At 66.9% G+C, this 13,177-nt stretch carries 9 protein-coding genes; all 9 read right to left on the bottom strand.

Annotated features, from left to right (window positions below; all coding sequences use genetic code 11):
* Window positions 1–25: 25 nt before the first annotated feature.
* Window positions 26–1,249 carry a 1-deoxy-D-xylulose-5-phosphate reductoisomerase gene (gene dxr / locus ACVWY3_RS09705; protein ID WP_456838242.1) on the bottom strand — a complete coding sequence of 408 codons (1,224 nt, stop codon included), beginning with the start codon at window positions 1,247–1,249 and terminating at the stop codon, window positions 26–28.
* A 4-nt stretch (window positions 1,250–1,253) separates the two neighbouring features.
* The gene (locus ACVWY3_RS09700; protein WP_456838241.1) at window positions 1,254–2,096 is read right to left on the bottom strand and encodes a phosphatidate cytidylyltransferase; all 843 of its coding nucleotides are present in this window, start codon (window positions 2,094–2,096) and stop codon (window positions 1,254–1,256) included.
* A complete protein-coding gene (locus ACVWY3_RS09695) occupies window positions 2,093–2,851 on the bottom strand; it encodes an isoprenyl transferase (RefSeq protein ID WP_456838240.1) in 759 nt (252 codons plus the stop codon). The genes ACVWY3_RS09700 and ACVWY3_RS09695 overlap by 4 nt, the downstream gene beginning before the upstream one ends.
* Before the next feature lie 121 nt (window positions 2,852–2,972).
* Window positions 2,973–3,536 (bottom strand): ribosome recycling factor, encoded by a 564-nt coding sequence (gene frr / locus ACVWY3_RS09690; RefSeq protein WP_212432439.1) that lies wholly within the window; start codon window positions 3,534–3,536, stop codon window positions 2,973–2,975.
* Between the two features lie 70 nt (window positions 3,537–3,606).
* Entirely contained in the window at window positions 3,607–4,323 is a 717-nt protein-coding gene (gene pyrH, locus ACVWY3_RS09685; RefSeq protein ID WP_456838239.1) for a UMP kinase, read from the bottom strand.
* Window positions 4,324–4,384: 61 nt separating this feature from the next.
* Window positions 4,385–5,308: a translation elongation factor Ts gene (gene tsf, locus ACVWY3_RS09680; protein ID WP_456838238.1), complete on the bottom strand. Its 924-nt coding sequence runs from the start codon at window positions 5,306–5,308 to the stop codon at window positions 4,385–4,387.
* Window positions 5,309–5,444: 136 nt separating this feature from the next.
* A complete protein-coding gene (locus tag ACVWY3_RS09675) occupies window positions 5,445–6,440 on the bottom strand; it encodes a 30S ribosomal protein S2 (RefSeq protein WP_456838237.1) in 996 nt (331 codons plus the stop codon).
* Between the two features lie 210 nt (window positions 6,441–6,650).
* Window positions 6,651–9,113, bottom strand: coding sequence for a caspase family protein (locus ACVWY3_RS09670; RefSeq protein WP_456838236.1), 2,463 nt, complete (start codon window positions 9,111–9,113; stop codon window positions 6,651–6,653).
* A 201-nt stretch (window positions 9,114–9,314) separates the two neighbouring features.
* A complete protein-coding gene (gene dnaE / locus ACVWY3_RS09665; RefSeq protein WP_456838235.1) occupies window positions 9,315–12,818 on the bottom strand; it encodes a DNA polymerase III subunit alpha in 3,504 nt (1,167 codons plus the stop codon).
* Between the last annotated feature and the right edge of the window lie 359 nt (window positions 12,819–13,177).

Below are 13,177 nucleotides of genomic sequence, written 5' to 3'. Positions count from 1 at the left end.
GCCGCAAGGCCCTGGCCCAAGCCATCTAGGATGCCTTTAAGGCAATTTGAGGCAATAGGGCGGCAGCTCTATTTCGAGCAACATGGTCAACAGAGATTGCATCATCGGCGGAGGTCATCGGCGCCTGGTTGCCGCCGCGGATCCAGTCATCGAGCGTCGCCTCCACCAGCCGCGCGATCGCGCCGAACCGGATCTTGCCGGCGATGAAGGCGGCGACCGCGACCTCGTTGGCGGCGTTGTAGACGGTGGTCGCCCCTTTCCCGGTCCGGAGCGAATCGAAGGCCAGGCGCAACCCGGGGAAGCGCTCGAAGTCCGGCGCCTCGAAGGTCAGCTGGCCGATCTTGGCGAGGTCCAGCTTTGCCGCCGGCCCCTTGATCCGGTCCGGCCAGCCCAGGCAGTGCGCGATCGGCGTGCGCATGTCGGGCGCGCCGAGCTGGGCCATCACCGAACGGTCGGAGAACTCGACCATGCCGTGGATGATAGACTGCGGATGCACGAGAACATCGATCTCGTCGGGCGAGAGCGCGAACAGATAGGACGCCTCGATCACCTCGAGGCCCTTGTTCATCATCGAGGCCGAATCGATCGTGATCTTCTGGCCCATGCTCCAGTTCGGATGCTTCAGGGCCTGCTCCAGCGTCGCCTGCTCGATGTCGGCCGGCTTCCAGGTGCGGAACGGGCCGCCCGAGGCCGTGATGATGACGCGGACCAGCTCGTCGCGATTGCCCGATGCCAAGGCCTGAAACAGCGCGTTGTGCTCAGAATCGGCTGGCAGGATGCAGGCGCCCGCTTTCGCCGCGCGCTGCATGAAGAAATCGCCGGCGCAGACGAGACATTCCTTGTTGGCGAGCGCGACATGGGCGCCGCGATCGACCGCGGCGAGCGCCGGCTTCAGTCCGGCGGCGCCGCTGACGGCGGCCATGACCCAATCGGCCGGCCGGGCGCCGGCCTCGATCACCGCGCTTTCGCCGGCGCCGCATTCGGTGCTGGTGCCGGCGAGCGCAGCCTTGAGCTCGGGGAGCTTGGAGGTGTCGGCGATCGCGACATAGCGCGCGGAGAATTCCTTCGCGAGCTTGGCGAGCGCCGCGACGTTGCCGTTCGCGGTCAAGGCTTCGACGCGGTAGCGCTCGGGCGAGGCGCGCAGCAAATCCATCGTGCTGTCGCCGATCGAGCCGGTGGCGCCGAGAACCGTGACGCTGCGGACGTCGGACGCAGCAAGCCTGTTGTTACGCAATGGGACTGCGCTCATATCCTCACCAAACCATAAGACCGCTTCCGGCGCTATGCACACCATGGCGAACAAAGCCGACAATCCATGCCATCAGGATGGCGGCAACAAAGCCGTCCAGGCGGTCCATAAGGCCGCCATGGCCGGGAATTAAGTGACTGGAATCCTTGACGCCGAAGCGGCGCTTCACCGCGGATTCGAACAGATCGCCGGCTTGCGATACCACCGACAGGATGGCGCTGACGAGCAGCAGCGGAACGGCCTTGCCGATCCCGCAGGCCGCAAACCCGCCTGCGACCGCAAGGCTGGCCACGAAGCCGCCGAGCGCGCCGGACCAGGTCTTCTTCGGGCTGACGCGCGGCCACAGCTTCGGCCCGCCGATGCTGCGCCCCGCGAAATAGCCGCCGATATCGGTCGCCCACACCACCAGCAGCACGAACATCAGCGCGGAGAAGCCGTTGACGAGATCCTTCCGCACCAGGATCGAGGCGAGCAGCGCCGCCGACGCATAGGCGAAGCCGGTCGCGGCCCAGACGAACTTGCCGCGTGCGATCACAGTCACGATCGCGCCGCCGATGAAGCCGACGACGATCGCGGTCTTGAGCGCGCCGGCGGCCACGCACAAGCCCATCATGGCGATGGCGATCGTCCCCGCCCCGGTCAGCGCGGTCGAGCCCGCCCCCACCACCATCAGCCATTCCGCGAACAGACCGATCGACACCAGGGTGACGAGCAGCGCCCACAGCCAGCCGCCGGCATAGGCGAGCGCAATGGCGAGCGGCGCCAGCACCAGCGCTGCGAGAACCCGCATCACGAGATTGCTCGGGGTCGGCTTTTCGCCCGCCGATGCGGCGTCGGGTTCGCTCACGAGGCGGTTTTCGCGACCAGACCGCCGAAACGGCGCTCGCGCCTGGCAAATTCGGCGATCGCGCCTTCCAGCGCCGCCTTGTCGAAATCGGGCCAATGGATCGGCACGAACACGAGCTCGCTGTAGGCCGCCTGCCACATCAGGAAGTTGGACAGGCGCTGCTCGCCGCTGGTGCGGATGATGAGATCGGGATCGGGAATGTCGGGCGCATCGAGATGCGCGCCCAGCGCCTCGGCGTCGATCGTATCAGGGTCGCGCTTTCCTTCTGCAACTTCGCGCGCGAGCTTCTGCGCCGCTTTCGCGATCTCCTGGCGCGAGCCGTAGTTGAAGGCAACCACGAGCGTCAGGCGCGTGTTGTCGCGCGTCAGTTCCTCGGCCTCGTTCAGAAGCGCACAGATGTCGCTTTCGAGCCCGTCCCGCTCGCCGATGATGCGCACCTTGACGCCATCGCGATGCAGGCTCGCCAGGTCGTTGCGGATGAAGCGCCGCAGCAAGCCAAACAGATCGCCGATCTCGCTCGCCGGGCGCGACCAGTTCTCCGACGAGAACGAGAAGATGGTGAGATAGCGGATGCCGAGCTCGTGCGAGGCACGCACCACGCGGCGCAACGCCTCGACACCGCGGCGATGCCCTTCCGCGCGCGGCAGGCCGCGCGCGGCCGCCCAACGCCCGTTGCCATCCATGATGATGGCGACATGCGCAGGCGCATCGGACCGGTCGGGTCCTTCCGTTGCGGGCGCGGCGGCGTTGGACATGATGTCGGCCTCAAAGCATGATCCGGACCCGAAGGGCCGCGTTAGCGCAAAGTGCGAAGCGGTCTTCCGAAGAGATCATGCGCGAACAATAACCTAAAGCACGATGACCATTCATCGTGCTTTAGACAGTCAGGATTTCTTTTTCCTTGGCGGCCAGCAGCTGGTCGATCTCGGCGATGGTGCCGTCGGTCGCCTTCTGCACCTCGTCAGCATGACGCTTCTGATCGTCCTCCGACATCTCGTGATTCTTCTCGAGCTTCTTGAGAACGTCGAGACCGTCGCGGCGGACATGGCGCGCGGCGACCTTGGCGGCTTCGGCATATTTGTGCGCGACCTTGACCAGCTCCTTACGGCGCTCCTCGTTGAGCTCGGGGATGCGCAGGCGCAGCACCTGGCCCTCGGTCGCGGGCGAGAGGCCCAGATTGGAATCGACGATCGCCTTCTCCACCGCCTTGACCATCGACTTGTCCCAGACCTGCACCGAGATCAGGCGCGGCTCCGGCACGCTGACGGTAGCGAGCTGGTTGAGCGGCATGTGGCTGCCATAGGCATCGACCTGCACCGGATCGAGCATCGAGGCCGAGGCGCGCCCCGTGCGCAGGCCGCCAAGCTCGTGTTTGAGCGACTGGACGGCGCCCTGCATGCGGCGCTTCACTTCGTTGAGGTCGAAATTACCCGTGGCCATCACGTTTCTCCTTCAAAATCCCGGCGACCTCTCCGCGACCCTGCCTTTTTGGGGCGCGTCAGACGAGCCGTCAGCCGGCGACGATGGTTCCGTGGCCGCCGCCACGCAGAATCGCGCCGATCGAACCCGGCTCCGCGATCGAGAACACGATGATAGGCAGCGACGTCTCGCGGGCAAGCGCGAAGGCGGTCGCATCCATCACCTTGTAGCCGCCCTCGATCGCCTGGGAATGCGTCAGCCGGTCGAACCGCGTGGCGGTCGGATCCTTCTTGGGGTCGGCCGAGTAGACGCCGTCGACATTGGTCGCCTTCAGCACCGCCTGGGCGCCGATCTCGGCGGCACGCAGCACCGCCGTTGTGTCGGTGGTAAAGAACGGATTGCCGGTTCCGCCGCCGAGCAGCAGGATTCGGCCCTCGGCGAGATATTTGTGCGCCGCCGCGCGGGTAAAAAGCTCGGAGATCTCGGGCATGACAAAGGCCGAGAGAGCCCTCGCCGGCGCGCCCTTGCGCTCGATCGTGGCTTCGAGCGCGAGGCAGTTCATCATCGTGGCCAGCATGCCCATGGTGTCGCCGGTCGGGCGTGATACGCCGCGGGAGGACACCTCGACGCCGCGAAAGATATTGCCGCCGCCGATCACGACCGCAACCTCGGTGCCGAGCTGGCGGGCGGCGATCAAATCGTCCGCAACCCGGTCCATGGTCGGCTGATCGATGCCAAAGCCTTGCTGTCCCGCGAGATATTCGCCGGACAGCTTGATCACGACGCGACGATAGACCGGATCAGTCATGAGCACTTTCCTTGTCCGGGCGCCGCTTCCGGCGGCACGGCCGGAAGGAACGTTCCGGCGCTTACTTCTTGCCGCTGGCCGCCGCGACCTCGGCTGCGAAGTCGCTTTCCTGCTTCTCGATTCCCTCGCCGAGAGCATAGCGCACAAACCCGGCGATCTTCACAGCGCCGCCGACCTTGCCTTCCGCTTCCTTCACCGCCTGCGCCACCGACTTGCCGGTGTCGTGGATGAAGGCCTGCTCGAGCAGGCAGACTTCCTTGTAGTAGGTCTTGAGGCCGGACTCGACGATCTTCTCGATCACGTTCTCGGGCTTGCCCTGCTGGCGGTACTTGTCGGCGAGCACGTCCTTTTCGCGCTTGACGACCGCCGGATCGAGGCCGGACGGATCGAGCGCCAGCGGGTTGGTGGCGGCGACATGCATCGCGATCTGGCGGCCGAGCGCTGCGAGCTCGTCGGCCTTGCCGGGCGATTCCAGCGCCACGATAACGCCCATCTTGCCGGCGCCGTCGATGACGGCACCGTGCACATAGTGCGACACTACGCCCTGGCTGACTTCAAGCGCGGCGGCACGGCGCAGCGTCATGTTCTCGCCGATGGTGGCGATCGCGTCATTGATCGCAGCTTCGATCGTGACGTCGCCGACCTTGGCGGCCTTAATCTTCTCGACATCGGCGCCGACGTCGAAGGCGACCTGGGCGATCATCTTCACCAGGCCCTGGAACTGGCCGTTGCGCGCGACGAAGTCGGTCTCGGAGTTGACCTCGACCACGACGCCCTTGGTGCCCTTGGTGAGCGCGCCGATCAGACCCTCGGCGGCGACGCGGCCGGACTTCTTGGCGGCCTTGGACAGGCCCTTCTTGCGCAGCCAGTCCTGCGCCGCTTCCATGTCGCCATTGGTCTCGGTGAGCGCGGCCTTGCAGTCCATCATGCCCGCGCCGGTCGACTCGCGCAGGTCCTTGACCATCGCAGCTGTGATCGTTGCCATCGTTGAAAATCCTTCTTGCCTGCCGGTTTGCCGCGGCGTGGCACTAATTGCCCCGCCGCGGTCCATCTCAGGAATTCGCGTCAACTGAATGAAATGGTGGCCGGATCCGGTCCGGCCAATCCACCGCTCGTTTTGACTATTCCGCTTCCGCGGTCAGCGCCTTGGCCTTGGCCACCCAGGCATCCGCGCGGCTCGGCAGACCGACTTCTTCGCCGATCGTGTGCGCGGTGTCGTGGTCGAGCTCGGCGAGCTGCCAGTAATGGAAGATGCCGAGGTCGTTGAACTTCTTCTCGATCGCACCCGACACGCCCGGGAGCTTCTTGAGGTCGTCGGCGGTGCCGCGCGGACCGGCAAGGCCCTGGAAGCCGCTCGAGGAAGGGGCCGGCAGCTCTTCGGCGATCGGCTGGGCCGAAGCGCCGACATCGATGCCCGAATCGCCCTGGGCACGCGAGATGCCGTCGATCGCGGCGCGCGCGACCAGGTCGCAATACAGCGAAATGGCGCGGCCGGCGTCGTCATTGCCCGGCACCACATAGGTGATGCCCTTCGGATCTGAATTGGTGTCGACGATCGCGGCGACCGGGATGTTGAGGCGCTGGGCCTCCTGGATCGCGATGTCTTCCTTGTTGGTGTCGATCACGAAGATCAGGTCGGGAAGACCGCCCATGTCCTTGATGCCGCCGAGCGAGCGGTCGAGCTTGTCGCGCTCGCGCTGAAGCGTCAGGCGCTCCTTCTTCGTGTAGGAATTGGCCTCACCGCCCGAGAGCACGTCGTCGAGATGACGCAGGCGCTTGATCGAGGCCGAGATCGTCTTCCAGTTGGTCAGCGTGCCGCCGAGCCAGCGCGAATTGACGAAATACTGCGCGCAGCGCTTGGCCGCATCGGCAACGCCGTCCTGCGCCTGGCGCTTGGTGCCGACGAACAGGATGCGGCCGCCCTTGGCAACCGTGTCGCTGACGGCCTGAAGGGCCTGGTGCAGCATCGGCACGGTCTGGGCGAGATCGACGATGTGGATGTTGTTGCGGGTGCCGAAAATGAAGGGAGCCATTTTCGGATTCCAGCGGTGAGACTGGTGACCAAAGTGCACGCCGGCTTCGAGCAGCTGACGCATAGTGAAATCGGGCAGTGCCATCGTTCTAATTCTCCGGTTGGTTCCTCCGGAAACGTGTGAGCAAAACGGAGCGTTCTCGCCCCGGCTGCCACCGGACGGCCTTGTGAGCCATGTTTCCGTGTGAGATGGCGCGCTATATAGCGCCATTTCGGCCAGAAGCAAGGAAATAAGGGCCATTCGGGGGCGGTTTTCGCCCGCCGAAGGCTGCTTCCGCGAGGCTTCCGCCCTGCCCTAGCACTTCGGCTGGTTGGGCGGGCACTTCTTCGCGGCGGCGGGCGGCGCCGCGGGACGCGGCGGCGGTGCGGCCGGCCGCGGTGGCGGGGCAACCGCCATCCGCGGTGGCGGCGGGGGCGCCGGCCGGGCTGCCGGTGGCGGCGGCGCAGGCGCAGGCCGCGCGGCCGCTACAGGCGGAGCCACCCGGGCAGGTGGAGGCGATGCGACGCGCGGCGGAGGCGGTGGTGCCGGGCGTGCGGCGGCTGCCGGCGGCGCAGGCGTCGGCCTCGCCACCGCCTGGGGCCGCGGTGCTGGCGCCGAGGGGCGGGTCGCCTGCGCTGGTGCTGCCGACGGAAGATGCTGCGGCCTCACCGGCTCGTGCGCAGCGGAAGGTGGTGGCGCGGCCGGTCGTCCGGCGGGGCGCGCAGATGTTCCGGCAGGGGGTGGCGCCGAGGCGGCCGGCTCGCGGGTTGCGGACTTGGCGCGATCCGCAGGCCCGGTCACGGCCGGCGCTCCCGCGACCGGCGGCTTCGGCGCCTGGCCAGGCGCAGCAGTCGGGTTCGTCGGCGTGACGGCAGTAGCCGGAGCAGTCGTCGTGGGCGCACCGGGATGGGCCGACGGCGTTGTGCCGGCCCCCGTGGCGGTCGCCGCCCCCGGATGCACCGGCGCTGTCGTGCCGGGTGCCGTCGCGGTGGGCGCGGGCTTGCCGCCGGGTGGGGTCCCCGTTGACGGCGCGGGCGGACCGCCCTGGGCTCCGGGAACCGGCAATGTGTTGGCTTGAGGCAATCTGGCCGGCGGCGCGGGGGATGGCGCCGCGGTCGGTGCGACATTTGCCCGCGTCGCCGGGGACGTCCCCGGCCTTGCCGTCGGCTGGATCGTCGCGCTCTGCGGCATCGGCGCCTTGCCCTGCTGGATCAAGGCGGCGCGCTGGGCGACGGCCTGCGGCACCGCCGGACCTGCGGGGTTGGCGCGGCCGGCCACCGCCGGCGCCAGGCTGGCCGCTCCGACGCCGCCCCCCGGCGGCGGCGTCAGCGGGCGGTTGATCACAGTGTTGATGACGGTCGTGTTGTGGATGTTCTGGTAGATGATGTTGTTCGGCGGCGGCGCGACATAGATTGGCGGGCGGACGAACACCGGGATCGGCACGAACACCGGCTGCGGCAGCACGAACAGCCCGACCACCGGCAGCGGCGGCGGCAGCACGACGAAATCCGGCGGCGGTGGCGGCAGATAATAGACCGGCGGCGGAGGTGGCGGCACGAAGCCGAAATCAGGGTCGCTGAAGTACAGCACCGGACGGTCGACATAGACCACCTCCTCCGGCGGCGGTGGCGGCACGTCGTAATCCAGCATGGCGAAGCTCGGCGGCGGCTCGAGCGGCGCGGTCAGGATCGCAAGCCTGCGCCGTGCGTCGCCGGCGTGCGGCCCGCGCGGATAGCGGCGCAGATAGGACCAATAGGCATCCGGCGTGTCGGCGCGATAAGTCCGCCGCCAGGTGATCGCCTCGCGGCGCGCCGCCACGATCGCCATGACGCGCTTCGACAAGGGATCGCCGGGATAGGCCGCGAGAAACTCCTCGTAAGCCGGCAGCGTGTCGCGCGCGAGCGCGGCGGCATAGGCATCCTGCACGCCGAGATCGCGGATCGGCTTGCTCCGGATCGCGGCGACCTGGTCGGGCGCAACCTCCGGCGGCGGTGCATCGGGACCGCGCTCGAAGAACGAGAACTGCGCCGAGGTCTTCTGCTCGTTCCAGGGCACCTGCGCGCCCTTGGAGGATTCGTTGACGCGCAGGCGGACGCGGTCGAACACGTCGGGCAGCGCCAGCCCGCCGGTGCGGATCATCTCGGCCAGCGACTGGGCGTAGATGCCGTAGGGCCCCGGCTCCTCCGGCGCGACCGTGCCGGGCGCGGCGTTGAAGGCGATCAGCATGTTCGGCTCGGGCTCGACCAGCGCCAGGCCGCTGGCGATCGGCTGGCCGCCTTCGATGAAGGGCTGGGCGCGAGCCGCATCGAGCACGACGATATTGGCCTTGAGCTGGATCGACGCGAGCTGGCGCACATAGTCGCTGATGCGCAGGGCCTCGGTCGGAATGTCGGTGTCGCGGCTGATGTTCGAATCGACCGGGATGAAATAGTTCTCGCCTGCAAGCTGCACGCCGTAGCCGGCCAGATAGATCATCGCGACGGTGCCGGGGCCCGAGGCCTGGGCCTTCTGGATGAAATCGCGAAAGCTCTTGCGCAGCGTGTCGCCATCGAGATCGCGCGCGCCGACCACGTCGAAGCCCGCCGCCTGCAGTGTCTGCGCGATCAGGCCGGCATCGTTCGCGGTTGTCGCCAGCGGCGATTTCGCATACGCGCCATTGCCGACCACGAGCGCGATGCGCTTTTCCGGCTGCTGCGCGCGCGCCTGATCCGCCGCGCCCACGGCAAGGACCGCGAGTGGCAGGAGAAGGCAGATGAAGGCTCTGAGCGTCCCACGCATGGCTTGCTTGCCCGGCTTTGTTCGTTGAAGTGCCAAGTGCGCATCAGACGCGCGGCTGGCTGAATGGCGGTTGAACGAAAGGCTTGGATTGAGGCGACGGCATGGCGGCCCGGTTAACGGCGTCAGCGCCAGGTGAGCTTCAGGTCAGGTTCAAGTCAGTTTCGCAACGGCGCAAGGCGATCAGATCGCGCAGAGCAGCTGCTACAGCTGCTGCACGTCCACGACGCCCGCGACCGCCTTGATCGCGCCGGCGATCTGCGGCGAGACTTTGAAGCGCCCCGGCAGCTTCATCTCGACCTCGGTCTCGAGGTCGAGCATCATCACCAGCGAGACCTCGCCGTCGCCATTGGAGCGCGGCGCGATGCCGGGGCTGCCGATTTTCGGCGCGGCGCCGTTGCTGGCCGCCATCTCAGGGCCGGCGAGACGCTTGGCGATCGACTCCAGCGGCTTGGTGTCGCGCAGGAAGATGCGCAGGCCCTTCTGCGTCTTCGCGGCGGCGTCATCGAGCGGTTCGGCATGCAGCACGCGGGCGCGAACGTCTTCGCCCTGGAGCTCGGCACCGAGCTGGAGCAGCACGGCCGCGCCCGGCTCCAGCACGTCGCGATATTGCGCAAGGCCCTCTGAGAACAGCACCGCCTCGAAATGGCCGGTGGGATCGGAGAGCCCCATGATGCCCATCTTGTTGCCGGTCTTGGTGCGCCGCTCCATGCGCGACACCACGGTCGCGGCGACCTTGCCGGCGGTGGCGCCGGTCTTCACCGCGCGCGAGAACTCGGCCCATGACTGCACCCGCAGGCGCTTCAGCACGGTGGCGTAATCGTCGAGCGGATGTCCGGACAGGAAGAAGCCGATCGCATCGTATTCGCGGCGCAGCCGCTCGGCCGGCAGCCACGCCTCGATCTGCGGCAGCATGATGGTCGGCGCGTCTGCCGACATGCCGAACATGTCGTTCTGGCCGATGGTCGCGGCCTCATGCGCGCGCTGGCACGCCGCGAGGATCGCGTCCGCGCCGGCGAAAACGCGGGCGCGGTTCGGCTCCAGCGTGTCGAAGGCGCCGGCGGCAGCTAAACTCTCGATGATGCGCTTGTTGATCGCGCGCGGATTGACCCGCGCGGCGAAGTCGGCGAGCGAGGTGAACACCCCACGCTTCGTGCGCTCCTCGACGATCTGCTCGATTGCCTGGGTGCCGACGCCCTTGAGCGCGGCGAGCGCGTAGTAGATGACCTTGTCGCCGACCTCGAAGGTCGCACCGGAGCGGTTGATGTTCGGCGGCTCGACCTTGATGCCGAGGCGCTGCGCCTCGGAGCGGAATTCGGACAGCTTGTCCGTGTTGTTGAGATCGAGCGTCATCGACGCCGCGATGAACTCCACCGGATAATGCGCCTTCATGTAGGCGGTGTGGTAGGACACCAGCGCATAGGCCGCCGCGTGGCTCTTGTTGAAGCCGTAATCGGCGAACTTGGCGAGCAGTTCGAAGATGGTCTCGGCCTGCCCTTTCGGCACGCCGTTCTTCACCGCACCCGCGACGAAGATGTCGCGCTGCTTGTCCATCTCGGCGCGGATCTTCTTGCCCATGGCGCGGCGCAGGAGGTCGGCGTCGCCGAGCGAATAGCCCGACATCACCTGCGCGATCTGCATCACCTGTTCCTGATAGATGATGACGCCGAAGGTCTCCTTCAGGATCGGCTCCAGCACGGGGTGGAGATATTCCGGCTCCTCGTCGCCGTGCTTGCGCGCGCAGTAGGTCGGGATGTTCGCCATCGGACCCGGGCGATACAGCGCAACCAGCGCGATGATGTCCTCGAAACGGTCCGGGCGCATGTCGACCAGCGCGCGGCGCATGCCCTGGCTTTCAACCTGGAACACGCCGACCACCTCGCCGCGCGCGAGCATCTGGTAGCTCTCGGCGTCGTCGATCGGCAGCGTGGCGAGATCGACATGGATGTTGCGCGGCTTGAGCAGCTTGCACGCGACGTCGAGCACGGTCAGAGTCTTCAGGCCGAGGAAGTCGAACTTGACGAGACCCGCAGGTTCGACCCATTTCATGTTGAATTGGGTCACCGGCATGTCGGATTTGGGATCGCGATAGAGCGGCACGAGCTCGCTCAATGGACGATCGCCGATCACGATGCCGGCAGCATGGGTCGAGGCGTGCCGGGTCAGGCCTTCGAGGCGCTGGGCGATGTCGAAGGCGCGCGCCACCACCGGATCCTCGTCGCGGAAGGCCTGGAGTTTTGGTTCACTCTCGATCGCGGCGGCCAGTGTGACGGGCGCGGCCGGATTCTGCGGCACAAGCTTCGTCAGCTTGTCGACCTGGCCGTAGGGCATTTGCAGCACGCGCCCAACGTCGCGCAGCACGCCGCGCGCCTGCAGCGTACCGAAGGTGATGATCTGCGCGACCTGATCGCGGCCATAGCGCTGCTGCACGTAACTGATCACCTCGCCGCGCCGGTCCTGGCAGAAGTCGATGTCGAAGTCGGGCATCGAGACACGCTCCGGATTGAGGAAGCGCTCGAACAGCAGGCCGAATTTGATCGGATCGAGGTCGGTGATGGTCAGCGCCCAGGCGACCAGCGAGCCTGCGCCGGAGCCGCGGCCCGGGCCGACCGGAATGCCTTGCGACTTCGCCCATTTGATGAAGTCGGACACGATCAGGAAGTAACCCGCATATTTCATGCGGGTGATGACGTCGAGCTCGAAAGCGAGCCGCTTGGCGTAGGTCTCCTCGGTGGTGCCCTGCGACAGTCCGTGCACGCGCAGGCGGTTGGCAAGCCCCTCCTCAGCCTGGCGCTTCAGCTCGGCCGCCTCGACCGCCGCCGCATCCGAGCTGCCCGCAGCGCCGACCGTGAAGAACGGCAGGATCGGCTTGCGCGTCATCGGACGGAACGAGCAGCGCTCGGCGATCTCGACCGTCGAGGCCAGCGCCTCCGGAATGTCGGCGAACAGCACCGCCATTTCGGCGCGGGTCTTGAAGCGGTGATCCGGGGTGAGCTGCTCGCGGTCGGTTTCTGCGATCAGGCGCCCGCCGGCGATGCAGAGCAGCGCGTCATGCGCCTCATAATCGTCGCTCGCGGCGAAATACGGCTCGTTGGTTGCGACCAGCGGCAGGCCTTTGGTGTAGGCGATGTCGATCAAGGCGCCCTCGATGCGGCGCTCCTTGTCGGTGTTGTGGCGCTGCAGCTCGATGTAGAGGCGATCGCCGAACAGTTTTGCCAGACGCTCACACCGCGTGGCTGCGATTTCAGCCTGCCCGACCGCAAGCGCGAGCGAGACTGGCCCATCCGGCCCGCCGGTCAACGCGATCAGGCCTTCGGTCTCGCCGTCGAGCCAGTCGAATTTGACGAACGGCGCGTGGCTGTCAGGCGATTCGAGGAAGGCGCGCGAGTTCAGCCGCATCAGGCTGCGATAGCCGCGCTCCTGCGCCGCCAGCAGCACCACGCGCGACGGCCCCATCGCGTTGCGGGCGTTCGGATCCTGATCGCCGAAATCGATCGCCAGCTCCAGGCCGACGATCGGCTGGATGCCGGAGCCCGCCATCTTGTCGGAGAACTCCAGCGCGCCGAACAGATTGTCGGTGTCGGTCAGCGCCAGCGCCGGCTGGTGGTCCTTCTTCGCAAGCTCGGCGAGCTTGGCGATCTTGATCGAGCCCTTGAGCAGCGAATAGGCCGAGTGAACGTGAAGGTGGACAAATCCGGCGCTCGGCATGGTCGCGTGACGGCCTCTTGCAGATGAGATGGAGCGGTCGCCCGCACCGGAGGCATCCAGCACTCGCCCGGCCGACTCGCCTCACAATGGTGGGGTGTCGCGCCGCGAGAGTCCACGCCGGAGCGGTCGCTTCGCCGCGTCGTCCGGCTTTTCCCCAACCGGAATCACAGCTGTGGAATCACCTGCGCCCAGATCGCGATCATCCCGACGAACAGCGTGATCGAGGCGAGTGCGGCGGCTTCTTCCACGAAAATCCTGAACATGGCTGGCTCCATCGCTAGAACGTATGGAGAACATTGTTCTCATTTCGTTCCTCGGAGTCAAGCAATCCGAGCCTTCGCAAAACGGGATGGTTAACT

This window comes from Bradyrhizobium sp. USDA 4486, assembly GCF_054057995.1.
The sequence above is the reverse complement of the archived record's forward strand: the minus strand, read 5'-3'. Positions and strand labels throughout refer to the sequence as shown.

Bases quoted from the DNA above. Each gene is read 5' to 3' on its own strand.
- pyrH (WP_456838239.1), bottom strand. From the start codon at position 4,323: ATGACTGATCCGGTCTATCGTCGCGTCGTGATCAAGCTGTCCGGCGAA.
- dnaE (WP_456838235.1), bottom strand. From the start codon at position 12,818: ATGCCGAGCGCCGGATTTGTCCACCTTCACGTTCACTCGGCCTATTCG.
- ACVWY3_RS09675 (WP_456838237.1), bottom strand. From the start codon at position 6,440: ATGGCACTGCCCGATTTCACTATGCGTCAGCTGCTCGAAGCCGGCGTG.
- dxr (WP_456838242.1), bottom strand. From the start codon at position 1,249: ATGAGCGCAGTCCCATTGCGTAACAACAGGCTTGCTGCGTCCGACGTC.
- ACVWY3_RS09670 (WP_456838236.1), bottom strand. From the start codon at position 9,113: ATGCGTGGGACGCTCAGAGCCTTCATCTGCCTTCTCCTGCCACTCGCG.
- ACVWY3_RS09695 (WP_456838240.1), bottom strand. From the start codon at position 2,851: ATGTCCAACGCCGCCGCGCCCGCAACGGAAGGACCCGACCGGTCCGAT.
- tsf (WP_456838238.1), bottom strand. From the start codon at position 5,308: ATGGCAACGATCACAGCTGCGATGGTCAAGGACCTGCGCGAGTCGACC.
- frr (WP_212432439.1), bottom strand. From the start codon at position 3,536: ATGGCCACGGGTAATTTCGACCTCAACGAAGTGAAGCGCCGCATGCAG.